The 25,341-nt window shown below is 71.6% G+C and carries 24 protein-coding genes; 13 read left to right on the forward strand and 11 right to left on the reverse strand.

Annotated features, from left to right (window positions below; translation table 11 throughout):
- Window positions 1-196: 196 nt before the first annotated feature.
- Both ACLQ21_RS04775 and treS read left to right on the forward strand, forming a co-directional pair.
- Entirely contained in the window at window positions 197-1,231 is a 1,035-nt protein-coding gene (locus tag ACLQ21_RS04775) for a LacI family DNA-binding transcriptional regulator (protein WP_425662001.1), read from the forward strand.
- Entirely contained in the window at window positions 1,228-2,952 is a 1,725-nt protein-coding gene (treS, locus tag ACLQ21_RS04780; protein WP_425662003.1) for a maltose alpha-D-glucosyltransferase, read from the forward strand. The genes ACLQ21_RS04775 and treS overlap by 4 nt, the downstream gene beginning before the upstream one ends.
- On the opposite strand, the gene ACLQ21_RS04785 is transcribed toward treS, so the two are convergent.
- The gene (locus ACLQ21_RS04785) at window positions 2,945-3,646 is read right to left on the reverse strand and encodes an RDD family protein (RefSeq protein WP_425662005.1); all 702 of its coding nucleotides are present in this window, start codon (window positions 3,644-3,646) and stop codon (window positions 2,945-2,947) included. The two genes, treS and ACLQ21_RS04785, sit on opposite strands and share 8 nt — an antisense overlap.
- A gap of 56 nt (window positions 3,647-3,702) precedes the next feature.
- Between ACLQ21_RS04785 and ACLQ21_RS04790 the strand changes: the two genes are divergently transcribed.
- Both ACLQ21_RS04790 and ACLQ21_RS04795 read left to right on the forward strand, forming a co-directional pair.
- On the forward strand, window positions 3,703-4,947 hold the full coding sequence (locus ACLQ21_RS04790; protein WP_425662007.1) for an anion permease: 1,245 nt from the start codon (window positions 3,703-3,705) through the stop codon (window positions 4,945-4,947).
- Window positions 4,947-5,174, forward strand: a complete 228-nt coding sequence (locus ACLQ21_RS04795) for a hypothetical protein (RefSeq protein WP_425662009.1) — start codon at window positions 4,947-4,949, stop codon at window positions 5,172-5,174. The genes ACLQ21_RS04790 and ACLQ21_RS04795 overlap by 1 nt, the downstream gene beginning before the upstream one ends.
- 25 nt (window positions 5,175-5,199) lie before the next feature.
- On the opposite strand, the gene ACLQ21_RS04800 is transcribed toward ACLQ21_RS04795, so the two are convergent.
- The 3 genes from ACLQ21_RS04800 to ACLQ21_RS04810 all read right to left on the reverse strand — a co-directional run bounded on the left by ACLQ21_RS04800 (window position 5,200) and on the right by ACLQ21_RS04810 (window position 8,974).
- Window positions 5,200-6,657, reverse strand: coding sequence for a DUF222 domain-containing protein (locus tag ACLQ21_RS04800; RefSeq protein WP_425662010.1), 1,458 nt, complete (start codon window positions 6,655-6,657; stop codon window positions 5,200-5,202).
- A gap of 106 nt (window positions 6,658-6,763) precedes the next feature.
- Window positions 6,764-7,450 carry a hypothetical protein gene (locus ACLQ21_RS04805; RefSeq protein WP_425662012.1) on the reverse strand — a complete coding sequence of 229 codons (687 nt, stop codon included), beginning with the start codon at window positions 7,448-7,450 and terminating at the stop codon, window positions 6,764-6,766.
- A gap of 27 nt (window positions 7,451-7,477) precedes the next feature.
- Window positions 7,478-8,974 carry an APC family permease gene (locus ACLQ21_RS04810; RefSeq protein ID WP_425662014.1) on the reverse strand — a complete coding sequence of 499 codons (1,497 nt, stop codon included), beginning with the start codon at window positions 8,972-8,974 and terminating at the stop codon, window positions 7,478-7,480.
- A gap of 95 nt (window positions 8,975-9,069) precedes the next feature.
- Here ACLQ21_RS04810 and ACLQ21_RS04815 point away from each other — a divergent pair, with 95 nt between their 5' ends.
- Window positions 9,070-10,074: a pirin family protein gene (locus ACLQ21_RS04815; protein WP_425662016.1), complete on the forward strand. Its 1,005-nt coding sequence runs from the start codon at window positions 9,070-9,072 to the stop codon at window positions 10,072-10,074.
- Here the strand turns inward: ACLQ21_RS04815 and ACLQ21_RS04820 are convergent.
- Together ACLQ21_RS04820 and hpaD are read right to left on the reverse strand one after the other, a co-directional pair.
- Entirely contained in the window at window positions 10,071-10,868 is a 798-nt protein-coding gene (locus ACLQ21_RS04820) for an alpha/beta fold hydrolase (protein WP_425662018.1), read from the reverse strand. The genes ACLQ21_RS04815 and ACLQ21_RS04820 overlap by 4 nt on opposite strands.
- Before the next feature lie 63 nt (window positions 10,869-10,931).
- Window positions 10,932-11,927 (reverse strand): 3,4-dihydroxyphenylacetate 2,3-dioxygenase, encoded by a 996-nt coding sequence (hpaD, locus tag ACLQ21_RS04825; protein WP_425662020.1) that lies wholly within the window; start codon window positions 11,925-11,927, stop codon window positions 10,932-10,934.
- A 127-nt stretch (window positions 11,928-12,054) separates the two neighbouring features.
- Between hpaD and ACLQ21_RS04830 the strand changes: the two genes are divergently transcribed.
- The gene (locus ACLQ21_RS04830; protein WP_425662022.1) at window positions 12,055-12,987 is read left to right on the forward strand and encodes a LysR family transcriptional regulator; all 933 of its coding nucleotides are present in this window, start codon (window positions 12,055-12,057) and stop codon (window positions 12,985-12,987) included.
- A 43-nt stretch (window positions 12,988-13,030) separates the two neighbouring features.
- Window positions 13,031-13,417 (forward strand): nuclear transport factor 2 family protein, encoded by a 387-nt coding sequence (locus ACLQ21_RS04835; RefSeq protein ID WP_425662024.1) that lies wholly within the window; start codon window positions 13,031-13,033, stop codon window positions 13,415-13,417.
- 17 nt (window positions 13,418-13,434) lie between these two features.
- Here ACLQ21_RS04835 and ACLQ21_RS04840 read toward each other — a convergent pair whose 3' ends face one another.
- The 5 genes from ACLQ21_RS04840 to ACLQ21_RS04860 form a co-directional block, all read right to left on the reverse strand.
- Window positions 13,435-14,730 (reverse strand): DUF3500 domain-containing protein, encoded by a 1,296-nt coding sequence (locus tag ACLQ21_RS04840; RefSeq protein ID WP_425662026.1) that lies wholly within the window; start codon window positions 14,728-14,730, stop codon window positions 13,435-13,437.
- A complete protein-coding gene (locus ACLQ21_RS04845) occupies window positions 14,727-16,400 on the reverse strand; it encodes a sugar ABC transporter ATP-binding protein (RefSeq protein WP_425662028.1) in 1,674 nt (557 codons plus the stop codon). Before ACLQ21_RS04845 ends, ACLQ21_RS04840 begins: the two co-directional genes overlap by 4 nt.
- Window positions 16,397-17,587, reverse strand: a complete 1,191-nt coding sequence (locus ACLQ21_RS04850; RefSeq protein ID WP_425662030.1) for a sugar ABC transporter substrate-binding protein — start codon at window positions 17,585-17,587, stop codon at window positions 16,397-16,399. The genes ACLQ21_RS04845 and ACLQ21_RS04850 overlap by 4 nt, the downstream gene beginning before the upstream one ends.
- Window positions 17,588-17,651: 64 nt before the next feature.
- Window positions 17,652-18,656, reverse strand: coding sequence for an ABC transporter permease (locus ACLQ21_RS04855; RefSeq protein ID WP_425662032.1), 1,005 nt, complete (start codon window positions 18,654-18,656; stop codon window positions 17,652-17,654).
- Between the two features lie 168 nt (window positions 18,657-18,824).
- The gene (locus tag ACLQ21_RS04860) at window positions 18,825-19,871 is read right to left on the reverse strand and encodes an amidohydrolase family protein (RefSeq protein WP_425662034.1); all 1,047 of its coding nucleotides are present in this window, start codon (window positions 19,869-19,871) and stop codon (window positions 18,825-18,827) included.
- A gap of 238 nt (window positions 19,872-20,109) precedes the next feature.
- Between ACLQ21_RS04860 and ACLQ21_RS04865 the strand changes: the two genes are divergently transcribed.
- From ACLQ21_RS04865 to ACLQ21_RS04890, 6 genes are read left to right on the forward strand one after another with little or no spacing between them, the layout of a single operon-like run.
- Window positions 20,110-21,009: a LysR family transcriptional regulator gene (locus tag ACLQ21_RS04865; RefSeq protein WP_425662036.1), complete on the forward strand. Its 900-nt coding sequence runs from the start codon at window positions 20,110-20,112 to the stop codon at window positions 21,007-21,009.
- 37 nt (window positions 21,010-21,046) lie between these two features.
- Window positions 21,047-21,799, forward strand: a complete 753-nt coding sequence (locus tag ACLQ21_RS04870; protein WP_425662038.1) for a dienelactone hydrolase family protein — start codon at window positions 21,047-21,049, stop codon at window positions 21,797-21,799.
- A gap of 59 nt (window positions 21,800-21,858) precedes the next feature.
- The gene (locus tag ACLQ21_RS04875; RefSeq protein WP_425662040.1) at window positions 21,859-23,139 is read left to right on the forward strand and encodes an FAD-dependent monooxygenase; all 1,281 of its coding nucleotides are present in this window, start codon (window positions 21,859-21,861) and stop codon (window positions 23,137-23,139) included.
- A gap of 19 nt (window positions 23,140-23,158) precedes the next feature.
- Window positions 23,159-23,941 (forward strand): SDR family oxidoreductase, encoded by a 783-nt coding sequence (locus ACLQ21_RS04880; RefSeq protein ID WP_425662042.1) that lies wholly within the window; start codon window positions 23,159-23,161, stop codon window positions 23,939-23,941.
- Window positions 23,938-24,435, forward strand: coding sequence for a nuclear transport factor 2 family protein (locus ACLQ21_RS04885; RefSeq protein WP_425662044.1), 498 nt, complete (start codon window positions 23,938-23,940; stop codon window positions 24,433-24,435). Before ACLQ21_RS04880 ends, ACLQ21_RS04885 begins: the two co-directional genes overlap by 4 nt.
- Window positions 24,436-24,447: 12 nt before the next feature.
- On the forward strand, window positions 24,448-25,338 hold the full coding sequence (locus ACLQ21_RS04890; protein WP_425662046.1) for a fumarylacetoacetate hydrolase family protein: 891 nt from the start codon (window positions 24,448-24,450) through the stop codon (window positions 25,336-25,338).
- The last annotated feature ends 3 nt before the right edge of the window (window positions 25,339-25,341 follow it).

Below are 25,341 nucleotides of genomic sequence, written 5' to 3' on the forward strand. Positions count from 1 at the left end.
GTGCTGGGAGCCGGAACCGGTTCCACTGCGAGCGAACCTAGCGCACCGCGCGTGGGTCCCACCCACATGACAATGTTTCGATTCGATCACGATCACCGCGGCGACCCTTGGTCCGCCCGTCGGTCGGGGCGCTAGTGTCGGAACCGGTTCCATCGATGGCCGGGCGTCGAAGCCCGCCGAGGCGCAAGGAGGCGCGATGCCCAGGCTCGACGACGTCGCGCGCGCCGCCGGTGTCTCGAAGGCGACCGCCTCGCGAGCCCTCTCCGGCGCGGACGGTGTCTCCCCCGCCACGAGGGCCAGGGTGCAGCGCACCGCGGGCGATCTCGGCTTCCGCGCCTCAGGCGCCGCGCGACGCCTCGCGACGGGCCTGACCCGCACGATCGGCGTGCTCACCCCATCCGTCGACCGCTGGTACTTCGGCTCGGTGCTGCACGGCATCGCGCACGCTGCCGATGCGCACGAGCACGATGTACTGCTGTACGACCTCGGGGCGTTCGGGCGCGGCGGCCATGAGAAGTTCGAGCGGTTCATGAGCCGCGGGGAGGTCGACGGGCTCGTCACCATCACCTGGAGCCTCGTGGGCGGCGACCTGTCGAGGCTCGCGGAGCTCGGCATCCCGGTCGCGACGGTGGGCGAGCCGACGCCGCACTCGCGCTCGTTCTGCCTCGACGACGACGCCGCGGGCGAGCAGGCGGCCGAGCACCTCGTGCGGCTCGGCCATCGCGATCTGCTGCACATCTCGAGCGAGACCGAGGTGCAGCCGTACGACGCGTCATCGTCGGACCGGCGCAGGCGCGCGTTCGAGCGGGTCTCTGCCAGGCACGACCTGCGGAAGCGTCCGGTCGTGACGGTGCCGACGACGCTCGAGGGCGCGCACCTCGCGGCGCGCGACATCCTCGCGCGGGCGGACCGCCCCACCGGCATCGTCGCCGGCACGGATGAGGTCGCGCTCGGCGTGCTGCTCGCGGCGCACCAGCTCGGCATCCGCGTGCCCGAGGAGCTCAGCGTCGTGGGCGTCGACGACGTGCCGATGGCGGCCGCGTTCGGCCTCACCACGATCCGGCAGGACCCGGCCCAGCACGGCGAGGACGTGATCGCGTGGATCATGTCGGCGCTCGCGCTCCATCCGCACGGGCAGCCCGATACCGAGCCCGACCGGAGCCACACGAGCTACGCGCCGGTGCTCGTCATCCGCTCGTCCACCGCACCACCCGACCGGGAGCGGCCGTGAGCTTCACCTCCAGCTTCACCTCGCCCATCCCGATCATCGGCGCGAACGTGCCAGGGCTCGCGCTCGATCGCGACTGGCACCGCAAGAGCGTGTTCTACGAGGTGATGGTGCGCTCGTTCTTCGACTCGAACGGCGACGGGTTCGGCGATCTCCAGGGGCTGACCTCGAAGCTCGACTACCTGCAGTGGCTCGGCGTCGACGCCATCTGGGTGCCGCCCTTCTACAGCTCGCCGCTGCGCGACGGCGGCTACGACGTCTCGGACTTCACGGGGGTGCTGGCCGAGTACGGCACGATCGACGACTTCCGCCACGTCGTCGCCGAGGCGCACGCGCGGAACATGCGCGTGATGATCGATCTCCCGATCAACCACACCTCGGATCAGCACCCGTGGTTCCTGGCGTCGCGGCAGGATCCGGACGGCCCGTTCGGCGACTTCTACGTGTGGCGCGACACGGACGAGGGCTATCCCAACGCTCGCATCATCTTCGTCGACACGGAGGTGTCGAACTGGGCCTTCGACGCCGTGCGACGGCAGTTCTACTGGCACCGCTTCTTCTCGCACCAGCCCGACCTCAACTTCGAGAACCCGGCTGTGCACGCGGCGATCGAAGGCGTGCTGCGCTTCTGGCTTGACCTCGGCGTCGATGCGATCCGGCTCGACGCGATCCCCTACCTCTACGAGTCGGAGGGCGGCAACGGCGAGTCGGAGCCCGCCACGCACGAGTACCTCAAGCAGCTGCGACGGCTCGTCGACGACGAGTACCCCGGCAGGGTGCTGATCGCCGAGGCGAACCAGTGGCCGGCCGAGACCGCCGCCTACTTCGGCACCGCCGAGGAGCCCGAGTGCCACATGGCCTTCGACTTCCCGACGATGCCGCGCATCTTCTACTCCCTGCGCGCGCAGAGCGCCGTCGAGCTCAAGCGCATCCTGGCCGAGCAGGTCGACGTGCCGCCGGGCTCGGCGTGGGGCGTGTTCCTGCGCAACCACGACGAGCTCACGCTCGAGATGGTGAGCGAGGAGTACCGGCAGGCGATGTACGGCTGGTACGCCTACGACCCGCGGATGCGCTCCAACATCGGCGTGCGTCGTCGGCTCGCGTCGCTGCTCGACAACTCCCGTGCGGAGCTCGAGCTCGCCAATGCACTGCTGCTGTCGCTGCCCGGCTCGCCCTTCCTGTACTACGGCGACGAGATCGGCATGGGCGACAACATCTGGCTCGACGACCGCGACGCATCCCGCACGCCCATGCAGTGGACGCCCGACCGCAACGCGGGCTTCTCGGACGCCGACCCCGGCAAGCTCTTCCTGCCCGTCGTGCAGTCGCTCGTCTACCACTACGCCGCCGTCAACGTGGAGTCGCAGATGGCGCAGGCGTCGAGCCTGCTGCACTGGATGCGATCGGTGCTGCACGTGCGGCGCGCCCACCCGGTGTTCGGGCTCGGCGACATCACGGTGCTCGACAGCGACAACGACGCCGTGCTGGCGTTCGTGCGCTCCTACGAGGGCGACGGCAGCTACGCGGGGCCGCGCGCGGAGCGGGTGCTGTGCGTGTTCTCGTTCAGCCACAACCCCGTGCACGTGACGATCGACGCGCCGCAGTTCGCCGGCGCGCGGCTGCACGACCTGTTCGGCGGCGGCGCCTTCCCGACCGTCGCCGAGGACGGGCGGTTCTCGCTCACGTTCGGCACGCAGTCGTTCTACTGGCTGAGCCTCAGCTGAGGCGCTGACGACGGGGCGCGCGGACGACGATCGTGCGTGCCGCCTTGTCGTGCAGCGACTGCTTGCGCGGGTCCCACAGCGGCCAGAGGTGATCGACGATGCTGAAGACGCCGGCGAAGAAGCCCAGCCCCGCGATGCTGCTCAGCAGCTGCGGACCGCCTTGCTGGACCACCCAGCGCAGCACGGCGGCACGGGCGTCGGGCCGCCGATCGACGTCGCGCATCCGCACGCGGATGCCCATGAGCATCTTGCCGGGGGTCTGGCCCTTCGCCATGTGGAAGCCGACGTTGTAGAGGAAGTAGGCGATCGCGCCGACCAGCACGCTCGCGATCGACGCGGGGCTGCCGGGCGCGCTCATCGCCTCGAGCGCCGTGAGCGCCGACTCGTCGCCCTCGGCGGCGCGCCCGACGAGGTCGAACCAGCCGAACGTACCGAGCACGAGCATGACGAGCACGACGAACGGGATGACGTCGAGCAGGTAGGCGGCGACGCGCGCTCCCCAGCTCGCGAGCTCAGGCTCGGTCCGCTCGGGAGCCTGCGCCTGGGACGGGGCCCACGCGGGCGGCGCGGCGGGGTCACGCGTCTCGGCGAGCCACTGGATGCCGTTCCACCAGCGCTCGACGCCGTCGGTCGCCGAGTACGGGTCGGGATACCAGCCCGGCGGCTGCGAGGACGGCGGCTGCGGCGAGGTCATGCTTCGATGCTAGAGCGCCGTTTGGACGCTGGCCCCGCGTAGTGGAGACTGGCGCGATGCAGGAGACCGCCATCCTCGCGATCGTCGTGATCGTCGCGCTCGCGTTCGACTTCACGAACGGCTTCCACGACACCGCGAATGCGATGGCTCCCTCGGTCGCCACCGGCGCGCTCAAGCCGAAACCGGCGGTCGCGCTCTCGGCGATCCTCAACCTCGTCGGCGCGTTCCTCTCGATCGAGGTGGCGCGCACCGTGGGCTCCGGGATCGTCGACCTGACGGGCGTCGACGGCGAGAGCCTCATGCTCATCGTGCTCTGCGGGCTCACCGGGGCCATCGTCTGGAACGTGCTCACCTGGCTGTTCGGGCTGCCGTCGTCGTCGAGCCACGCGCTCTTCGGTGGCCTCATCGGGGCGACGATCGCCGCGCTCGGCGTGACGGGTGTGCTGTGGGGCGGCGTCACGCAGAAGATCCTGATCCCCGCGCTCCTCGCGCCGGTCATCGCGGGATTCGTGGCGTTCTGCGGCACCTGGCTCGTGCAGCGCGTGACGGCGAGCCTGAGCGAGCGCCGGGAGCGCACCGACTTCCGCTGGGGACAGATCGGCGCCGCATCGCTCATGTCGCTCGCCCATGGCACGAACGACGCGCAGAAGACGATGGGCGTCATCTTCCTCGCCCTCGTCGCGCACGGGACGCTCGATCCCGAGGCCGAGATGCCGCTGTGGGTTCGGGTCGTCTGCGCCGTCGCGATCGCCGCCGGCACGTACATGGGCGGCTGGCGCGTCATCCGCACGCTCGGCAAGGGCATCGTCGACATCTCGCCCCGGCAGGGCATGTCGGCGGACTTCTCGAGCGCATCCATCATCCTCACCTCCAGCCACCTCGGCCTGCCGCTGTCGACGACCCACGTGGCGTCGGGATCGGTGATCGGCTCCGGCATGGCGCGCACCGACGCGAAGGTGCGCTGGTCGGTCGCTCGCCGCATGCTCATCGCGTGGCTCATCACTCTGCCCGCCGCCGGAACGGTCGGCGCCGTCTGCTTCGGCATCGCCAACCTGTTCGGGCACCTCGGCGGCTCGATCGTGGTGACGGCGCTGCTGATCGCCGCGTGCGCCGTCATGTGGCTGCGCTCCCGCGCGAGCCACGTCGGCCACCACAACGTCGGCGACGAGTGGGAGCAGCCGAAGGCGGAGCGCAAGCGCGAGATCGACCGGGAGCTCAGCGCTGTCGCGTCAGGCATCGCGCCCGTGTCGAAGCCGCGGAAGCGCAAGAAGCGACCCAAGCCCCCGCGAGAGGACAACTGATGGGCTTCGACCTCGGCGCGCTCGCCGTCTCGATCGTCTCGGTGCTCGGCGTCGGGCTGCTGCTCGGCGCAGGCATCCCGCTGGTCTACGGGCTCGCGATCCGCTCGCTCGAGAGCCGGCGCCCCGGCTCGACCGCCCTGGCGATCGCGCTGCTGTCGCTGTGCACGCTGCTCGCGCTCGCGGGCATCATCGTCATCGTCTTCGGCAAGCAGCTCTTCGGCATCTGATCGGACCCGCGGCGCATCCCGCGGTTCAGCGCTGCAGCGCGCCGATCCTGACGGTGGCGTCCGTGCGGCGGGTGCCGCGGGGGCGTCGGACGGGTGGCAAGAGGGCGCGTCGGATGCGCCAGCGGGTGCCGGCGCGTTCGAGCTGCAGGCGGCCGCAGTGGACCTCGTGGTGGCAGCGGGAGCAGACGAGCACGCCGTTGTCGATGTCGGTGGCGCCGCCGTCGGCCCAGGTGCGCACGTGGTGCACGTCGTTCCAGGACGCCGGTGCGCCGCAACCGAGGCAGTGCTGGTCGCGCAGGATGATCGCCAGCCGCTGCGCCCTGTTGAACAGCCGCTTGCGGCGGCCGAGCTTGAGGACGTGGCCGTCGTCGTCGATCAGCGCGGGCTGGATGAACGCGTCGCACGTCATCCGGGCGGCCAGCTGCACCGGCACGATCTCGCCCGTCTCGACGATCTCGCACACCCCCGGCTGGCCGGCGGCGTGCGCGGCGAGGTCGGCGAGCGTGACCGCCACCAGCAGCGTCGGCGACGCCTTCCCCGGCCGCGGCGCGTCGCCGGAGCGGGCGTGCGCGCCGAACAGGCCGGTGAGCACGTCCGCGGCGCGCTGCTCGTCGGTGCGGTCGTCGTCGTCGACCGGTCGGGCGCCCTCGACGTCGATCCTCGTGCGCGGCGACCGGTACGCGGCCACCACCGCGTGCACCGCCGCCCCGTCGATGGGCGGCAGGACGATCCGGCCGCGGAACATGCCGTCGGCGCTCTGCTTGAGCGTGAACGACCGGGACGCGAGCTGCTGCTCCTCGCGCGGCTCCGCCCCGTCCGGGTCGAACGCCTGCAGCCACGCCCGCGCGACCGTCGCCAGCAGCTCCGGCGGCGACGGCGGCGTGTCGTCATAGCCCCGCCGCTCATCCAGACGCTCCTCGCCGTCGTCATGCGCCTCGTCGTCGGCGGGGCGGGTCGCGGTCGCGTCGGCGACCAGCGACGCCTCGGCCGCGAGCAGGTCGTCGTCGGCGACCCGCAGGTAGCCCTCCTCGAGCCGCTCGACGATCACCCGCGCCTGATCGAGGCCGATCGCCCCCGCGGCGAGCGCCGCGGCGACGTGCGGGTAGCGCGGCTCGAACGGCAGCCCCGACGGCGACCAGCGCGGCGTCGCCGCCAGCGCCACCCGCACGATCGCCTTCGCCCGCCCGGCCGTGACGCCCAGCTCGTGGCGCAGCGCGTCCGGCGTGCTCCGGTACCCGAACGAGCGCGCCAGCGACGGCGCGTCCAGCGCCGGCGCCGCCTGCTCCAGCAGCCCCGCCAGCCGCACCGCCGCACCATCGGCGCACTTCGCGAGCTCGCCCACGGCCGCGAGCGCATCCCAGCGCTGCGCATCCCCGAGCCCCTCGAAGCCCGCCAGCAGCGCCTCGATCCCGTCCTGCACGCCATCGAGCGCCGCCCGCAGCGCCGCCGCATCCGGCGACCTGCCCCGCACCAGCTCCCCCATCGGAACCCCCTCAGCGCCACCCCCACCGGCGGCCTTCGATGGCTCCGATTCTACCCGGCGGATCGAACGTGTGTTCGAACGATCCACGGCCTGTGGAGAACCCGCCTCAGCTGCGGCGCTGCACCCGGTCGTACGACGGCTGCCGCAGCCGCTGCACCCACGCGTAGTGCTGAGCGCCTGGCAGCGGATGCCGCCCGGCGTCGAAGCGCAGCAGCGGGTCGAGGGGTCCCGGCTGGCGCTGCAGCTCGAGCTCGGCGAACGGATGCCACCGCCCGCGGGGGCGCGCGACGAGCAGCACCAGCCGCCACGGCTCGGATCCGAGGCGCTCCGCGAGCGCCTCGGGAGTCGTCGGGAGGTCGTCGGGCGTGACGGTGCGGGCCGCGATGAGCACCGGCCCGCTCGGCGACCGATACGGCAGCATCGAGCTGAGGTGCGCACGCGATGGCGAGCGATGCACGAGCAGGCAGAAGCGCGACGGCCAGCCGGCGCCCGTCGAGGCGAGCTCCAGATCGGCAGTGCCGGCGTCGGTCTCGAAGCGCACGGCGAGCCCGATGACGTCGGGCAGCGGCGGCGGCACACCGGCCGAGCGCGAGGCGCGAGCCAGCACGGTCACCGGCTTCGGGTCAGGCTCGTCGATCCAGCGGATGCCGGTGCGCAGCCCGCTGCCCGTACGCCGCAGGGTGCCGCGCAGCAGCACCCCGTGCGGGTGGATCGGATGCGGGCGACGCACGGCCGCGAGCGTCGCGAAGCCGGCTCCGAGGGCGCGACCGATGACGGTCGTGAGGCGCAGCATCCCTCGATCATGCTCGACGAGCATCGCCTACGCGCCCTGCGGCGTGACGAGGGGCAGCTCGCTCGCGCCCTGCTGACGCAGACGCGAGTGGCGGCGGCCGTAGAGCAGGTAGATCAGCATGCCGATCGCGAGCCAGACCAGGAACCGCACCCAGGTGAGGGTCGTCAGGTTGAACATGAGCCACAGGCACAGCGCAGCCGACAGGATCGGCAGCCACGGCGACAGCGGCACGCTGAAGCCGCGCGGCAGGTCGGGGCGGGTGCGCCGCAGCACCACGACGGCGATGCTGACGAGCACGAACGCCGACAGGGTGCCGATGTTGATCATCTCCTCGAGCAGGCCGACCTCGAAGAAGGCGGCGACGAGCGCGACGACCGCGCCGCCGATGATCTGGATGCGCACGGGCGTCTTGCGCGAGCCCGTCTTCGACAACCAGCGCGGCAGCAGCCCGTCGCGGCTGAGCGCGAAGACGATGCGCGCCTGCCCCAGCAGCAGCACCATGATGACGGTCGTGAGCCCGGCGAGCGCGCCGACCGAGATGATCGCCGACGCCCAGTCCTGGCCGACCAGTCGGAAGGCGGTCGCGAGCGACGGCTCCTCCTCCTGCGCGAGCTGCTCGTACGAGACCATGCCGGTCATGACGACGGAGACGAGGACGTAGAGCACGGTGACGACGCCGAGCCCGAGGAAGATGCCCTTCGGCAGCGTGCGCTGCGGGTCCTTCACCTCCTCGGCGCTCGTGGCCACGACGTCGAAGCCGATGAACGCGAAGAACACGAGCGCGGCCGCCGCCAGCATGCCGAAGACGCCGTACTGGGCGGGGGGCGCGCCGGTCATCCACGAGAAGAGCGACTGCGTCCACGCGTCCCCGCCGCCCTCGACGGGACGCGATTCCGGGATGAACGGCGTGAAGTTCGCGACGCGCACGAAGAAGAAGCCGACCACGATCACGAACAGCACGATCGCGACCTTGATGAGCGTGAACACGGCACCGACCCGCGCCGTGAGCTTCGTGCCTGCGACGAGCAGTGCGGTGAAGATGGCGACGATGAGGAAGGCCGGCCAGCTGACCTCGATCCCCGCGACGGTGATCGTCGGCGCGAACGGCAGCCCGAACGCCAGCAGCGCCTCGCCGAGGTAGACGCCCCAGTACTTCGCGATCACCGCCGAGGCCGTGAACATCTCGAGGATCAGGTCCCACGCGATGATCCACGCGAGCACCTCGCCGAGCGTCGCGTACGTGAACGTATAGGCGCTGCCCGCGACCGGCACCGTCGACGCGAACTCGGCGTAGCACATGATGGCGAGGCCGCACGTGATGGCGGCGAGCACGAACGAGAGGATGACGCTCGGACCCGCGAAGTTCGCCGCGGCTTGCGCGCCGACCGAGAAGATGCCGGCTCCGACCGCGACCGCGACGCCCATGAGCGCGAGATCCCAGGTGCCGAGGCTGCGCTTGAGGCTGCGCTCCTCGTCACCAGCATCCGCGATCGATGCCTCGACCGATTTCACGCGCCAGTCCATGGCAGCCTCCCCGCTCCGATGACGGGCCCCATCGTGGCATCCGGCGCGGCTCGTGCACAGGCCCGGTCGCGGCGCGCCCGGCGTACCGTGGGGGCATGAGCAATGACGAGGCGCTGCTGGTCGAGGGCGCTGAGCGGTCCTGCATCGACGCGGCGCACGCGGCCGGCGTCGAGCTGCTGCTGCCGCGCGAGGTGCCGCTCGGCGGCCCGCGGGCGATGCCGGTGCTGCGCAGCCTGCCCAACAAGCACCGCCACATGATCGGTGCGTGGTGCTTCGCCGACTCGTTCGGCCCGACGCCGATGCAGGGCGGACCCGGCATGGATGTGCCGCCGCACCCGCACACGGGACTGCAGACGGTCTCGTGGCTCGTCGAGGGCGCCGTGGCGCACACCGACTCGACCGGCGCGCGGCACACCGTGCGGCCCGGCGGCGTCAACGTCATGACCGCCGGGCGCGGCATCTCGCACAGCGAGTACTCGACGCCCGACACCGCCGTGCTGCACGGCGTGCAGCTGTGGACGGCCCTGCCGCTCGACCGTCACGACATCGAGCCGTCGTTCGCCGGCATCGACGCGGTTCCCTCCGTCGCGCTGCCCGGCGGCGGCGTCGTGCGCGTGTTCGTCGGCTCATACGCGGGCGCCGCGAGCGCCGCACCGACCTTCTCGCCGCTGCTCGGCGCCGAGCTCCGCATCCCCGGCGGCTCCGAGATGGAGCTGGAGCTCGAGCCGGCCTTCGAGCACGGCGTGCTCGCGCTCGGACCCGGCATCGCGCTGGACGACGTGCCCATCGGCGTCGGCGAGATCGGCGTGCTCGAGCCCGGCCGCGCATCCGCGATCGTCTCGGCGGAGCGCGCCGACGGCATCGCGATCCTGCTGGGCGGCGTGCCGCACCCCGAGCAGTTCGTCATGTTCTGGAACTTCGTCGGGCGCGACCACGCCGCGGTCGAGCGCGCCCGCGACGCGTGGATGGCGGAGCGGGATGCGTCGGAGGACGCCCGCCCCCGGTTCGGCTTCGTCGACGACGGCTCGGGTACGACGCTGCCGAGCCCGCGGCTGCCGACCGTCGAGCTGCTGCCGCGCGGGCGGGCGAAGCGACGCTAGGCGGTGGCCGCGAGCGTCACGAGGGCGTCGGCCATCGGCGCGGGCTCCCAGTCGTGCCAAGCGCCGGGCATGACGCGGAACGTCGCACCCGGGATCGCCGCCGCGAGCCGCTCGGCCGTCTCCGTCATGCCCGGGAAGGTCTGGGCACCCACCATCGTGAGCACCGGCATCGTGATGCCGCCGCAGCGGGCAGCAGGCTCGACCTCCTCCATCCACGCGAGCGATCGCGCGTCGGCCCGGTAGGTGCGGCTGCCTGCCGCGATCTGCGGCCACTCCGGCATCGCGCGCGCCTGCTCGAGGAACTCGGGCGGCATGTCGCGCATGTACTCGACCTGCGCCGCCTCGAGGTCGCCGGCGTCGAGGTGGCGCAGGAAGTCGCGCTCGAACGCGGCGGCGCCGCCCTCGAACTGCCAGAACGGCGCCTCCCACAGCGCGAGTGCCGTGACGGGCAGGCCGGCATCGACGGCTGCGAGCGCGATGGAGCAGCCCGACGAGTGGCCGACGAGCATCGCGCTGCCGCCGACCGCATCGATCGCCGCCGCGACAGCGGCGAGCTCGCGCTCGAGCGTGAGGTCGCCCTCCGCCTGACTGTCGCCGCGCCCCAAGCGGTCGTAGACGACCGCCCGCACGCCTCGCTCCCCCACGAGCCGCGCCGTCTCGGTGGTCGTCGCATCCGTCGCCCGCGACGGTCCGGCTCCCGCGATGAAGACGACGCCGGGCACCAGGCTCGACGCCGGACCGTACCGGTCGAATCCGATGCGGTCGCCCGCGCTGGTCTCGGTGAGCTCGGTCATCGTCGTCCTCCTGGCGTCGAGCGGAACGCTACCCGCCGAGGGCCCTGCGCGCACGCATCCTGCTCAATGCAGGCTCAGCACGTCCTCCAGCGTCGCGGGCGTCGCCTGCAGCAGCGGCTCGTGCACCGGCTGGCTGGGGAACTCGCTCGCCTCGAAGAACCAGCGGCGCGAAGCGGGCATGCCCCACAGCTGCGAGCGACGCGGGTTGCTGATGTCCCAGCGGATCGGCTCCTCCTCGAGATCGATGAACTGGTAGTGGGTCGTGAACAGCTCGATGCGGTGCTGATCCGGGTCGCGCAGATAGAGGAACAGCGCGTTCGAGATCCCGTGGCGACCGGGTCCGCGGTCGATCTCGTCGCCGAAGCCGAGGCTGCCCGCGACGTCGGCCGCGTGCAGCAGCGCCGTGGCGTCCGGCACCGTGTAGGCGAAGTGGTGCAGGCGCGGGCCCCGGCCGTTCGTGAACACGAGGTCATGCGTGTTGCCCTTCACCTCCATCCACGTGCCCCACAGCTCATCCGTGCCGTCGGTCGCCGTGTACTCGGCCATGCGCATGCCGAGGCTCGTCCAGAAGTCGGTCGCGGACTGCACGTCGTGCGTGACGACCTGGAAGTGATCGAGCCGCTGCGGGGCACCCGCCACGAACTCGTGGAACTCCTGCATCTTGCGCGGCACCGTCTCCATCGACGAGGTCAGCTCCATGCGCGTGCCCACGGCGTCGGTGAGGTGCAGCGTCGGGCCCTGGTGCGGCCGCTCGACGCGCTCGTGCTCGACGCCGTGCTCGCGGCACCAGCGCTCGGCGGCGACGATGTCCTCGTCGCCGCGCACGCGCAGACCGACTCGCAGCGCCTTCGCCTGCTCGCCGCGCTCGAGCACGAGCGAGTGGTGCGCGGCCTCCTCGAGCCCACGCAGGTGGACGGCGTCGTCGGACTCCTCCGTCACGACGAGCCCGATGACGTCGCGGTAGAAGTCGCGGCTCGCCTCGAGATCGGTGACGGCGAGCGAGACGTGGCTCGCTCGCGTGATGGTGAACGGCGGGTCGAAGTTCGTGACGGGCAGCATGGGGGCTCCTCCTCGAGCGCTCGATGCGTCCAGGCTCGCAGTGCTCTCGAGCGAGCGGAACGCCGCGATCCGCTGGCCCTGCGATAGAGACTGTCTATATCGGATGCGCGCCGATACGCTCATACACATGGAGCTGCGACTGCTGCGGTACTTCGCCGCCGTCGTCGAGGCGGGTTCGCTCTCGGCCGCCGCGGCGCAGCTGCGGCTGTCGCAGCCGACGCTGAGCGTCGCGGTCCGCCAGCTCGAGACCGCCGTCGGCGTCGAGCTGCTCGTGCGCACGCCGCGCGGCGTGCGACCGACGAGCGCAGGCCGCTACCTGCTCGACGCGTCGACCCGCATCCTTGGCGACCTCGACGACGTCGTGCGCGAGCTCGGGCGGTTCGGTGCCGGCACGACGGGCACGCTCACGATCGCGGCCGTGCCGGTGCTCATGTGGCACCGCATCCCCGGGCTCGTCCGCGAGCACGCGCGCGAGGCGCCCGAAGTCGAGCTGCGGCTCGTCGACCCGCCGCCATGGACGGCCATCGACCTGCTGCAGCAGGGCGCGGTCGACGTCGCCGCCGTCATGGTCGCCGATCCCGCGCGGTTCGCGGAGCGGCATCGCGGCGAGCTCGACATCGTCGACTGGGGCGAGATCCCGCTCGTCGGAGTGCTGCCGCCCGAGGAGCACGACGCGCCTGATCCCCTCCCGCTCGGCGCCTTCGCCGGCGCCCAGCTCGTGCTCCCCCGACGGACGGCCGGCGTGCCGAGCCTGCCGGAGGCGGTCGACGCGGCCCTCGCGCTCCACGGCGTCGTGCCCAGCGGCATCCGCACGGTGGAGACGATTCAGACCGCGGTGCCGCTCATCGAGGCGGGCGTCGCCCGCTCGATCATGCCCGACCCGGACCGGTCGAGCCTCGCGCGGTTCGACGTGACGGTGCGGCGGCTCGAGCCTCAGCCGCGCGGGCTCCGCGCGCTCGTGCTCGTGCGGGCCGGCGCCGCGGCGGACGCGACCATCGCGCGGCTGCTCGCGCGGGTCGCGGCCCCTGTTGCCCTTGTCGCGTCGCCGGCGCGGACGTAGCCTCTCAGGCACGAGGAGGTGCCTCTAGAGCGATCCAGCGGCGATGCTCGCGAAGCTCCGGCTCTACTTCGACACCCCCGGCGGAGACGTCGACCACGCGGCCGAGCTCTACCGTGACGACGCCGTCCTGGAGTTCCCGCAGTCCGGGGAACGGTTCGAGGGGCGGGAGACGTTCACTCGGTGGCGCGCCGCCTACCCAGCGGAGGTCGCGTTCGAAGTGCTGCGAGTGACCGTGCGCGAAGACCTGGCGGTCGTCGAGCTGTCAGCGAGCTACGACGGCGGCCCGACGATGTTCGGTGTGGGCCTGCTGGAGTTCACCGGCGATCGCATCTCCCGCGAGCGGATCTACATGGGCGAGGGGTGGGAGCCGCCCGAGAGGCGCCAGCGCTGGCTCGCTCCGGCGCCGGCCGAGACGCCGGGCTGGTCGTAGGCCGCTCCCCGCAGGCCTCAGCCCCGCGCGCGCCACTGCTCGATGTACGCGCGGCCGTAGTCGTTGCCGTTCGGCAGCCGCAGGATGGTGTGCACGTGGAAGCGCTGCGGCACCCGGTTGCTGAGCCAGACGCCCGCGTGATGGTCGAGCTCGGCGACGATCACCGGGCTCTGGATGCGGATGTAGAACGGCTGCGTGCCGTCGGTCGCGCCGTACCAGGCGAACCACGTCTCGTCGCGATGCTCGTCGATGTCGGCGAGCGTCATCGCGCGCTGGTCGTCGCGCAGCAGCAGCAGGAAGTCCTCGAGGATCTCGCGCACGAGCGCCCACTGGTCGTCGTCGAGATCGAACGCGGAGATGCCCTCGTAGGGGATGAGCCGGTTGTCGCGGAAGGCGCCGGCGAGGTGCCGCTCGTCGGCCGGATGCAGCCGGTCGGCGGGCATCCTGGGGTCGAGCACCGACTCGTAGACGACGGCGGATGCGCGCTGCTCCTCGGTCAGGGAGCCGGCGAGCCCGAGCGCCACCTCCTCGCGCGCCGCGAACAGCTGCACGCCCTGGTCGGGGGCGAGCGCCGGCTCGGCGCCGATGAAGACGGGCGCGGCCACGTGGCGGCCGGCGACCGTCACGAAGTTGACGGCGACGTGATGGCCGAAGAGCTGCCAGCCCCACGCTCCACCGACGGCCGGGTCGCCGTAGAGCGCGACCCAGTAGGAGCGATCGTTCAGGATCGAGGGCAGGTCGGTGATCTCGCCGAGCAGCCCGTTGAGCTCCATCGCCTCGCGCACCCGGGCGAAGCCCCCGCTGCTGAGCGAGGCCTCGACGAGGCGCATGATCGCATCGACCTGCGGATCGTCGAGGTCCTCGAGCCGGAGGCCCACCCGGTGGAAGACGAACTCCGGGTTGCTCCACGCGCGCCACTGGGCGGCGTCGAGCGGCAGGCGGAACGTCGCGCGCTCGGCCTCCGACAGCGCCGCTAACGCGTCCTCGGCCGCCGCGACGAGCTCGCCGTCGTCAGCGGCGTGCTCGGGCAGGACGTACAGTCCCTCGCGCACCGTCCCGTCGGACGTGACGCCCCGGAACGGCTCGTCGAGCAGCGCGTTCCAGTCGGCGAGCAGCTGCTGCAGGAAGCGGTCGTCGCGGCGCGCGTCAGCGAACTGCTGGTAGCCCATGCCGCGCCATGGCGCGAGCGTCGGGTCGTCGAGCGGGTAGAGGTGCGCCCGGTAGTCGTCGCCGAGCTCGATCGCCTCGTCGCTCGCCGTCACGCGGGCGGTCGAGAAGAAGTCGTCGAGCCGGTCCTCGGCGCGGTCGGTCATCCGTCCTCCGGCGTCCTGGGGGCTGGCTCGGCCGCGAGCGCGGCCTCGAGCTCCGGGGTGTTCATGATGAGCGTGCCGGTCTCGGTCCGCTGGCGGAGCTTCGCCCGCGCGCTCCCCGAGTAGATCGCCTGCACGATCCGGTCGGGTGTGAGCTCGCCGGTGAGCTCCTGGTCGAGCCGGCCGTCGACGAACACGAGCACCCGGTCGCACAGCAGCGCGAGCTCGTTCTCGTCGCTGCCCGCGACGATGACGAAGCGCTCCTTGGCCGACTCGCGGACGGCCTCGACGATCGTCTGCCGCGCACCGACGTCGACCGCCTGGGTCGGCTCGTGCAGCAGCAGCACCTTCGGGTCGGTCGCGAGCCACTTGGCGATGAACACCTTCTGCGCGTTGCCGCCGCTGAACGTGCCCACGACGGCGTCGGCGCGCGGTGGGCGCACGTCGAGCCGCTCGATCCACTCCTCGGCGAGCGCGCGCTCGGCAGCGCGGCGCAGCGGCCGCAGCCCGCCGCGGCGGCGGGCGCTGTGCGGGAAGGCGGTGTTCTCGCTCACCGTCATGCCCATGGCGAGTCCCGCGTGCTCGCGGCCCTCCGGGACGATCGCGATGCGGTGCTCGATCGCGTCGGCGGGGCTGAGGCCGGCGAGCTCGATCGTCTCGTCGGGCAGCTCGATCGTGCCCTGCAGCGCCGGCGCGACGCCGCTCAGCAGGTACGGCACGTCGTCGTAGGCGGAGCCGCCGAGTCCCGTGAGGCCGAGGATCTCGCCCTGGTGCACGTCGATCGTCAGGTCGTGGATGCGCAGGCCGGTGAGGCCCTCGACTTGCATGACGGGCGTGCGCGGGTCGCGCGCGTGCACGAGCCGCTCCCCCAGGTCGATGATGTCGCGGCCGAGGATGAGCGCGGTGAGCTCCTGCTCCGTCATGCCCTCCACCCGGCGACCCGACTCGACGATGCGGCCGTCGCGCAGCACCGTCACGCTGTCTGCGCCGTCGACGACCTCCTCGAGGCGGTGGGTGATGAGCAGCACGGAGGTGCCGGTCGCCACGATGTCGTCGAGGTCGCGATAGAAGCTCTCGAGCGCGCGGCGGCCGAGCGCCCGTGTCGACTCGTCGAAGATGATGAGGCCCGAGCCCGGGGTCGCATCCTGCAGCACGCGCGCGATCGCGACGGCGGTGCGATCCTCCTCGCCGAGCGAGCCGACCCGCGAGTCGAGCGGCACGAGCCGTCCGATGCGCTCGAACGCCGCCGTCGCCTCGGCGCGCTCCTTCTCCCAGTCGATGCGCCGCAGCACGCGCGACCCCTCGAGCCGGCCCATCCGCATGTTCTCGATGACCGTCATGCCGGGGATGAGCCCGAGGTTCTGGTGCACGACCGACATGCCGTAGTCGCGCGCCTGATGCGGGCGGATGGGCAGCGGCAGCTCGACGCCGTCGATCGCGACGGTCGTGCCCGGGTCGGGCCGGTTCAGGCCCGTGAGCACCTTCGCGAGCGTCGACTTGCCGGAGCCGTTCTGCCCGACGAGGCCGTGGATCTCGCCCGGCTGCACCTGCAGGTGCACATCGTGCAGCACGCGGGTGCTGCCGAACGTCATCGACAGCGAGTCGACGGCGAGGCGCGGGACCGGAGCCGCGGGCGAGACCGCCCGCGGCTCCGGCCAGTGGGCAATGGTCACTCGGCGCCCCAGTTGGCGAGGAACGCCTCGCGGAACGTCGCCGGGCCGAACCACTCGCCCGACGCCTCGGCCTCGGGCGAGAGGTTCACGTCGCCGATCGTCTCGCGCGTGAAGAGGCGGATCGGGATCTCGTACTCCGGCACTTCGGAGCCGAGCACCGCGCGCATCGCGAGGTCGGCAGAGACCCAGCCCTGGAAGACCGAGGCCTGTCCGGTCGCGGCGTAGAGGAAGTTCTCGGACGCGAGCTGCTGGAGCGCGCCGAGCTGCGACGCGCCCGTGATGCCCTTCGTGTCGGCAGCGCGGCCGGCCTGCTCGACACCGCCCTGCGTGGGCTGCAGGTGGATCGCGTACTGGGCGAGGACGTACTCGACGTCCGGCTCGCGCAGCAGCGCTGAGCTCGTCGACGGCGCGATGAGCCCGAAGTTCGCGCTCGTCACCTCGTTCACGACCACCGTGCACTCGGGGCACTCGGCCTCGGCCTCGGCGAGCGCCGCGGTCGTGACCGGCACCGACGCACCGTCGGCCGCCTTGTTGATGAGCACCGTGCCGGCGCCGTCGGAGTCCGAGGCGACCCACTGCATCTGCGCGATGACCTGCTCGGCCGAGCCGTCCGGCGAGTACAGCAGCGTGTCGGAGGCCGGGTGCTCGGGCGTCGCGGCGTTGTTGTTCTGCACGACCGGGATGCCCGCGGCCTGGGCCGCGTCGAGCGCGTTCGCCGCCATGCCGTAGGGCACCGCGTCGGTGATGATCGCGCTCGCGCCGGCCTGCGTCGCCTGCGTGATGCACGCGCTCACGTCGGTCGGCGTCGCGTTGCCGTTGCAGATCTGCACCTCGACGTCGACCGCGGCGAACGCCTCGGTGACGGCCACGCCGGTGACGGCGAACTGCGGCGCCTGCTGCGTGAGCGGCACGTAGTAGACCGTCGAGCCGGCGAGCGACGCGACGTCACCGGCGGGCGAATCCGGCACGGGGTACTCGTCGCGCGGCTCGAGCAGCTCGGCGAGCGCGGCGTCGAGGTCGGCTCCGGGCGCCTCCGTCTCGGGAGCCTCCGGTGCCCCGGTCTCGGCGGCGGTCGGCTCGGTCGTCTCGGCGGGCGCCGCGGCAGAGCACGCGCTCAGCGCGAGCACGGCGGCTGCGCCGACCGCGGTGAGGGCACGCGCTCGGCGCGCTCGGGTGGTGGTGTGCATCGGTTGACTCCTTGGCGTCGTTGCGTGGAGAGGAAGACCCGCGATGGATGAGCCCTGGGGAGGCTCAGCGGGCCCGGTTGAGGACAGTGGAGATGGTGACCGCGATGACGAGGACACCGCCGTAGAAGACGCTCGAGACCCACGAGGCCGCGCCCAGCAGCTGCAGGCCGAGCACGCCGGTGGCGAGGAAGTAGACCGCGACGAGCGTGCCGAGCGGATTGAACCGGCCCGGCTGCAGGATCGCGGTGCCGAGGAACGCCGCGGCGAACATGGGCAGCAGGTACACGTTCGCGACGTTCGGGTCGAAGCCGCCGGTCGCGGCCGACGTGATGACCCCGCCCAGCCCTGCGATGAGCCCGGCGGTGATGAACGCCCCCAGGCGGATGCGCGTCACGCGCACGCCCGCGAGCCGGCTCACCTCGCGGTTCTCGCCGACGAACCGCATGTTGCGGCCCAGCGGCGTGAACGCGAGCACGTAGGCGAACCCGAGCATGAGGAGCAGTCCGAGGTAGAAGCTCACCGGCAGGCCGAGGACGTTGACGAGCACGAGCTGGCCGAACCAGGCGGGCAGGCCGCTGACGGGCTGGAGGTTGCTCGCGAGGAGTGCGATGCCGAGCAGGAACGTGCCCATGCCGAGCGTCACGACGATGGTGTTGACCCCCACCTTGACCACCAGCAGGCCGTTGACGAGCCCGACGAGGGTCGCGACCACGATCGCCGCGAGCGCCGCGAGCCAGACGTCCCAGTGATGGGTGACGTGCAGCACCGGCACGAGGATCGCGGCGAGGCCGAAGTTCGCGGCGATCGACATGTCGACGAACTCGCCGACGATGAGCGTCACGAGCAGCGCGGCCGCGAGGAAGACGAGGGCCGTCTGGCCGCCGAAGATCGTGCGGAACGAGCCAGCGGTGAGGAACGTCTGCGGGATGAGCGCGGCGAACAGGGCCGCCATGAGGATCCACACGCCGATCACCGAGAGCCGCGATGAGAGCTCGCGGAAGCGCACTGGCCTGCGCTGCGCCGCGGGCTGCGGCACGGCGGGAGCCGTCGTCGTCGAGGTGTCGGCCATGGGCCTTGCTCCTGTCTGCGCGTCGTTGCGCGACCGTGCGGGTGCGGCGGGAGCCGCGGATGAATGGTGAGGCGGGGAAAGGTATTCGCCTCGTCAGTTCAGTTGGCACACTGTACAGCGAAATGGGCAGTCGGCAACACCGCGATCTCGCCGACGCCCGCCGCCGGGTCAGATGGGGAGGTTGAACATGCGCTTCGCGTTCCCCGACATGACGGCCTCGCGGTCAGCATCCGAGATCTCGACCTCGTGGTTCATGAACTCGACGCCCTGGCTCATCCAGCTGTAGAAGACCGGGAACGACGAGCCGAACATGTAGTGGTCGGCGCCGTTGATCTTCAGCGCCGCCTCGATCTGCGTCTTGCCCCACGAGTGCGGATGCGTGAGGTCGAAGAAGATGTTCTCGCGCAGGTACTGCTGGATCTTGTCGCCGCCGGTCGCGTCGAGGCGCTGCATCGCCTCCGGCTTGCTGGGGGCATGCGGCGTCAGCAGCGCGGTGTTCGCGAACCAGTTGCCGCCGAGCATCGTGTGGATGAAGCGGAGGTTCGGGAACCGGTCGAACATGCCCGAGAAGAGCTCGCGGCCCACCGCGGTCGCCTGGTCGACGATGCGGCCGTACTCGCGACGCAGGTTGGTGTAGTCGACCACCGACTTCCACTCGACGGGCAGCGGGGTGTGGTGCACGATGACCGGCACGTTGAGCTCGTTCAGCACCTCGAGGTAGGGCTGGAACGCCTCGTCGTCGAGGTAGAGCTGCCCGTAGTGGCACGCGAGCTGCACGCCGACCGCGCCGTTGTCGAGGGTGCGCTTGAGCTCGTCGATGTTCTCCTTGCCGCCCCACGGCGGCACGCACGCGGTCGAGAAGAGCCGGCCGCCGGACCGCTCGACGATCTCCGCCGCGTTGTCGTTCACGGCCCTGCAGGTCTCGAGGTCGAGCCACTCCTGCCACACCGGCACGCGCATGATGCCGTAGTCGACGCCGGCCTCGTCCATCGCCGCGAGCTTCGCCTCGGCGGAGTAGTCGCCCTCGACGTAGTTGAGGTTCTGGAACCCCTTGGGCTTCTCGAGGATGAGCTGCCGCTTGCCGGACTCCATCGTCTTCACGGTGGCGATCTCGCCGAAGCCGCGCGGAGCGCTGTTGAGGAACCCGTTCAGGATCTTCTCGTTCGAGAAGAGGTCCTCCGGCAGGTGGTGGATGTTGATGTCGACGACCGTCATGCTCGTCACAGTAGGGCCGGAGATGAGCGGATGTCGGTGCGGTGCGTGCACGGTGAGGTTGCACCGATCGAGGGCTCCCGGCGACCCCCTCGCGGTTAGCCTGCCAAGGCATCCGGCCGCCATCTCGGCTCCGGTCACGCTCGACGAGGGAGGGGCAGCATGCGCGGGTACGCTTCGAAGCGGTGCGTCGACGCCGCCTCGGCCCGGCCGGCCGCCACCGACTCGAAGGGGTGTGATCGTGGATCGGTTCGCCGTCATGCGCACGCTCGTCTCGGTGGCGCACGCGCCGTCGTTCAGCGCAGCGGCAGCGGAGCTCAACATCTCGCCGTCGCTCGTCTCGCGGCACGTGGCCGATCTCGAGCAGCAGCTGGGAGTGCGGCTCGTGAACCGCACCGCACGCTCGGTGACGCTGACCAGCGACGGGGCGCAGTACGCGGAGTTCGCCGAGCGGATCCTTGCCGAGATCGAGGAGCAGGACGCCGGCCTGTCGCAGACGAAGCGCTCGGCCGAGGGCCGGCTGTCGATCATCAGCCCGAAGTGGATCGGCCTGCAGGAGCTGGGGCTCGCGATCGGCGCCTTCCGGCACGAGCACCCCGGCATCCGGGTGAAGCTGCAGCTGGGCGGGGTCTCGGACCGGCTGCACGACTTCCTGGACCAGGGGTTCGACATCGCGTTCCACGCGCGGCACCCGGCCGACTCCCGCGTCAAGGTGCGGCGCATCACCGAGCTGCCGTTCATGCTCGCGGCCTCGCAGGCGTACCTCGCGCGGCGCGGCTCGCCGGCGGCGCCGGTCGACCTGAGCGACCACGACCTGCTGACCCACACGGGCGACCCGGTGTGGCACCTGGGCCAGGGCGCGGATGCGACGAGGCTGCGGGTGCAGGATCCCGCGGTCACCGCGAACGCGTACTCGATCATCGAGCAGATGATCGAGCTGGGTTGCGGGATCGGCCACGTGCCGCGCACGCTCGTGACCTCGTCGCCGCGCGCGGCCGAGGTGGTCGAAGTGCTGCCGGAGCGGCCGCCCCCGTCGCGCTCGCTGTACGCGGTGCACGCCCCGGGCGACAGCACCCCGGAGCGGGTCAAGATCTTCCTGAACTTCGTGACGGACTGGTTCAAGCAGGCCCACTCCGCGTGAGCCGTCCTGGCACCTCCTGCCCCGCGGGAGGTGCCCGATGCGACCACTGATCGCTCGAGACGTCGCCTACACGCACGGCGGCACCGAGATGCTCGGCATGCTCATCGCCCCGGAGGGCGCCGCGTCGCTGCCGACGGTCGTGCTGCTGCACGACGCGTTCGGCCTCGGCGCCGACACCGTCGCGCAGGCGCGCCGTCACGCGGAGCTCGGAGTCGCGGTGTTCGCGGCCGACGTCTGGGGCGGTCGGCACACGCCGGCGGGCGGCCCGGACATCGGCGCCATGGTGCGCGACCGCGGCGAGTGGATGGGCCGGGTCGCAGCCGCGCACCGCGCCGCCGCCGAGCAGCCGGAGGTCGACGGCTCGCGGCTCGTCTCGCTCGGCTACTGCTTCGGCGGAGCCGGCGCGCTCGAGCACGTGCGCACCGGCGGCGACGTGGTCGGTGCCGTGAGCATCCACGGCGGCCTCGACCTGCTCGACCGGGACTGGTCGGCACCCACGAGCGGCATCGGCGTGCTGGTCTGCACCGGCGCCGACGACCCCATGGCGACCGCGCAGCAGCGCGCCGCGCTCGAGGCGGACCTGACCGCCGCAGGCATCCACTGGGAGCTCGACCTCTACGGCGGCGTCCAGCACGCGTTCACCAACCCGAGATCGGACCTGCCCGGGATGCCGCCGGGCGTCGCCTACAGCGCGCGCGCCTCCGAGCGCGCGTGGCAGTCGACCCGGCAGTTCCTCGCCGACCGGTTCGGCACTGCCGACGCGATCGACCCGATCGGCGGCGGCGCCTGAGCGCTGCCGCCCCACGAGCAAGCGGCGCGCGACGACGCGCGCCACACGAGAGGACGAACATGCATGACATCGCGATCATCGGCGCCGGCCCCGGAGGCCTCGTCACGGCGCTGCGCCTGCACCAGCAGGGCATCCGCCCGACCATCTACGAGTCGGTGGTCGAGCTGCAGCCGCTCGGCGTCGGCGTCGACATCAAGGTCTACGGCACGAAGGAGCTCGAGGAGCTCGGTCTGCTCGAGGAGTTCCGCGCCATGTCGGTGGACGCGGTCGACTCGATCTTCTACAACCACTACGGGCAGGAGATCTACGCGGAGAAGTGCGGCGTGCACATGGGCTACGCGCACGAGCAGCGATTCGTGCACCGCGGCTACCTGCAGATGCTCTTCTACCGCACGGTGCTCGAGCGCCTCGGCGCCGATGCCGTCGTGCTGGGCGCGCGCGTCGTCGCCTACGCGCAGCACGACTCCGGCGTGACGCTCGACATCGAGCACCGCGACGGCCGCAGGGAGCAGGTGCGCCACGACGCGGTCATCGCCGCCGACGGCATCAAGTCGCCCGTGCGCCGGCAGATGCACCCGACGCAGGCCGAGCCCGTCTACTCCGGCATCACCATGTACCGCGGCACGACGCTGCGCGAGCCGATCCGCAACGGCCACACGATCCTGCACATCGGCGATCCCCGCATCTCGACGATGATCGTCTACCCGATCGCCGACGACTTCGAGGGCACCGGCAAGCAGCTGATCAACTGGGTCGTCGAGCGCGAGGGCGAGGAGACGATCGAGGACTGGAACCAGATCGGCTCGGTCGACGACATCGTGCCCCTGTACGAGACGGTCGACATCGACTACGTCGACATCCAGCAGCTCATCCGCGACGCCCGCGAGGTCTACCTGTTCCCGCTCATCCGCCACGAGCCGCTCGACAGCTGGGTCGACGGCCGCGTGACGCTGCTCGGTGACGCCGCGCACGCGATGTTCCCTCGCGGCGGCAACGGCGTCTGCCAGGCGTTCCTCGACGCGCGCGTCGTCGCCGAGCAGCTCGCGAAGCACGACGACCCGCACGAGGCCTTCCAGGCGTACGACGCGCTGCGCCGCGAGGGCGTGAACCGCATCGTCATGTCGATGCGCGGCGAGGGCTACGAGGTCATCCGCCGCATGGTGGCCGAGCGCACGGACGGCAAGCCGTTCGACGACATCGAGCAGGTGCTGCCGCTCGCGGAGGCCGACGAGATCTTCAGCGGCTACCACCGCCTCGTCGGCCAGCCGCGACCCGGCATCGACGCCGTCGAGGCGACGGGCTTCCGCACCTGGGAAGCCTCCGCCGAGCACGCCTCCTAGCGCTGCGACGGACACGGACATGGAACTGGGAATCCAGGGCAGGCGTGCCTTCGTCGCCGCCTCGTCGCAGGGCCTCGGATTCGCGTGCGCCCTCTCGCTCGCCCGCGAGGGCGTGCGCGTCACGCTGAACGGGCGCGACGAGGAGAAGCTCGCGAAGGCCGCGGAACTCGCTCGCGCTGCCGTCCCGGGTGCCGCCTTCGACGTCGTCGCGGCTGATCTCACCACGCGCGAGGGGCGCGAGCGCATCACCGCGGCACTGCCGCACGTCGACATCCTCGTCACGAACAACGCGGGACCCGCGCCGGGCGAGCTCGAGGACTGGGACGAGGCGTCGCTCGTCGGCGCCATGCAGGCGAACATGATCCCCGCGGTCGAGCTGATGCGCCACTACATCCCGGGGATGCGCGAGCGCAGGTTCGGGCGCGTGGTGAACATCACCTCGGCGATGGTGAAGCGCCCCTCGTACGAGATGGGGCTGTCGGCATCGGCGCGAGCCGCGCTCACGGCGATCAGCAAGTCGATCTCGAAGGAGGTCGTCGCCGACAACGTCACCATCAACAACCTGCTGCCGGAGCGCATCGACACGCCCAGGCAGGAGTTCATGGCACAGCGGCTGATGGAGCGCGAGGGCGTGGACCGCGGCGAGGCGCGGCGCCGCATCGCGTCGACCATCGCGGCCAAGCGCCTCGGCCGGCCCGAGGAGTTCGGCGACACGTGCGCGTTCGTCTGCAGCGCGCAGGCCGGCTACATGTCGGGCCAGAACATCCAGGTCGACGGCGGGTCGTCGGAGGGGCTCCTGTGAGCGGGGTCGAGCTCGCCGACGCCGAGACGGTCGCGGCGCTGCGCGCCATCGAGGAGCGCAGGCTGCAGGCGCTGCTCGAGGGCGACCTCGCCACGCTCGACGACCTCTTCGACGAGTCGCTCGTGCACATCCACGCGCCCGGGCTCGTGCACTCGAAGGCGCAGCTGCTCGAGCACGTCGCGACGCGGCGCCCCTACCTCGGCACGTCGCGCGGCGAGCTCACGATCCGCGTCGTCGGCGACGTCGCGGTGATCACCGGCGACCTCGTGAACCGGCTGCGCACCAAGGAGGGCGGCGAGCGCACCCTCGGCGGCGTCGCCACCCAAGTGCTCGTCCGCGCCGACGACGCGGCGCTCGGCTGGCGCTTCGTCTCGTTCCAGATGACGCCCACCGCCGCACAGGCGTGGGATCCGCTGCCCTCCGAGCGGCAGCCGACCCCGCAGCGGCCGAGCGGTCACCAGCCGATCGGGCAGCAGCCGACCCACCACGGCTAGACAGGAACCACCATGAGACTCGCACGATTCAGCATCCCCGGCAGCCCCATCCGCATCGGCCGCGTCGACGGCGACACCCTCACCGACGTCAGCGACGCGCCCGACGGGCAGGGCGGCGCGATCGGCACCTCGCTGCGCGCCATCCTGCCGCGGCTCGCGGCGCTGCGCGAGGCGATCGAGTCGGCCGTCGGCACCACGCACGCGCTCACCGACGTGCGGCTCGAAGCGCCGATCGACGACCCGCAGAAGTTCCTCGGCATCGGGATGAACTACAAGGAGCACGCCGAGGAGGCTGCGGCCGCGGGCATCCCGACGCCCACGAGCCAGCTGTGGTTCAACAAGCAGGTGTCGTGCATCGTCGGCCCGTTCGACGACATCCACAAGCCGCTCGTGTCGGATGCGCTCGACTACGAGATCGAGCTGGCCGTCGTGATCGGCACCGAGTGCCGCCACGTCGCCGTCGAGGACGCGCGATCGGTCATCGCCGGCTACCTCGTCGCGAACGACGTCTCGGTGCGTGACTGGCTGCAGAAGCGCTCCCCCACGTTCACACTCGGCAAGTCGTTCGACACGCACGGGCCGATCGGCCCGTGGCTCACGACCGACGACGAGATCGACGACCCGCTCGCCCTGCGCATGCGCCTGACGGTGAACGGCGAGGTGCGCCAGGACTTCCAGACGAACGACATGATCTACGACATCTACGAGCAGATCGCCTACCTGACGCAGGTCATGACGCTCAAGCCGGGCGACATCCTCGCGACCGGCACCCCCGCCGGCATCGGCGCACCGACCGGGAGCTTCCTCAGGGTGGGCGATGTCGTGCGGGCTGAGATCCAGGAGCTCGGCGCGATCGAGAACACCGTCATCGCCGAGCCTGTGCCGACGCCTGCGGCACGCTAGGTC

It is taken from the genome of Agrococcus sp. DT81.2 (assembly GCF_049844935.1).
In the GTDB taxonomy this organism is placed as follows: Bacteria; Actinomycetota; Actinomycetes; order Actinomycetales; family Microbacteriaceae; genus Agrococcus.

Coding starts and splice junctions, on each gene's coding strand:
- ACLQ21_RS04775 (WP_425662001.1), top strand. CDS start 197: ATGCCCAGGCTCGACGACGTCGCGCGCGCCGCCGGTGTCTCGAAGGCG.
- ACLQ21_RS04785 (WP_425662005.1), bottom strand. CDS start 3,646: ATGACCTCGCCGCAGCCGCCGTCCTCGCAGCCGCCGGGCTGGTATCCC.
- ACLQ21_RS04790 (WP_425662007.1), top strand. CDS start 3,703: ATGCAGGAGACCGCCATCCTCGCGATCGTCGTGATCGTCGCGCTCGCG.
- ACLQ21_RS04795 (WP_425662009.1), top strand. CDS start 4,947: ATGGGCTTCGACCTCGGCGCGCTCGCCGTCTCGATCGTCTCGGTGCTC.
- ACLQ21_RS04800 (WP_425662010.1), bottom strand. CDS start 6,657: ATGGGGGAGCTGGTGCGGGGCAGGTCGCCGGATGCGGCGGCGCTGCGG.
- ACLQ21_RS04805 (WP_425662012.1), bottom strand. CDS start 7,450: ATGCTGCGCCTCACGACCGTCATCGGTCGCGCCCTCGGAGCCGGCTTC.
- ACLQ21_RS04810 (WP_425662014.1), bottom strand. CDS start 8,974: ATGGACTGGCGCGTGAAATCGGTCGAGGCATCGATCGCGGATGCTGGT.
- ACLQ21_RS04815 (WP_425662016.1), top strand. CDS start 9,070: ATGAGCAATGACGAGGCGCTGCTGGTCGAGGGCGCTGAGCGGTCCTGC.
- ACLQ21_RS04820 (WP_425662018.1), bottom strand. CDS start 10,868: ATGACCGAGCTCACCGAGACCAGCGCGGGCGACCGCATCGGATTCGAC.
- hpaD (WP_425662020.1), bottom strand. CDS start 11,927: ATGCTGCCCGTCACGAACTTCGACCCGCCGTTCACCATCACGCGAGCG.
- ACLQ21_RS04830 (WP_425662022.1), top strand. CDS start 12,055: ATGGAGCTGCGACTGCTGCGGTACTTCGCCGCCGTCGTCGAGGCGGGT.
- ACLQ21_RS04835 (WP_425662024.1), top strand. CDS start 13,031: ATGCTCGCGAAGCTCCGGCTCTACTTCGACACCCCCGGCGGAGACGTC.
- ACLQ21_RS04840 (WP_425662026.1), bottom strand. CDS start 14,730: ATGACCGACCGCGCCGAGGACCGGCTCGACGACTTCTTCTCGACCGCC.
- ACLQ21_RS04850 (WP_425662030.1), bottom strand. CDS start 17,587: ATGCACACCACCACCCGAGCGCGCCGAGCGCGTGCCCTCACCGCGGTC.
- ACLQ21_RS04855 (WP_425662032.1), bottom strand. CDS start 18,656: ATGGCCGACACCTCGACGACGACGGCTCCCGCCGTGCCGCAGCCCGCG.
- ACLQ21_RS04860 (WP_425662034.1), bottom strand. CDS start 19,871: ATGACGGTCGTCGACATCAACATCCACCACCTGCCGGAGGACCTCTTC.
- ACLQ21_RS04870 (WP_425662038.1), top strand. CDS start 21,047: ATGCGACCACTGATCGCTCGAGACGTCGCCTACACGCACGGCGGCACC.
- ACLQ21_RS04875 (WP_425662040.1), top strand. CDS start 21,859: ATGCATGACATCGCGATCATCGGCGCCGGCCCCGGAGGCCTCGTCACG.
- ACLQ21_RS04880 (WP_425662042.1), top strand. CDS start 23,159: ATGGAACTGGGAATCCAGGGCAGGCGTGCCTTCGTCGCCGCCTCGTCG.
- ACLQ21_RS04890 (WP_425662046.1), top strand. CDS start 24,448: ATGAGACTCGCACGATTCAGCATCCCCGGCAGCCCCATCCGCATCGGC.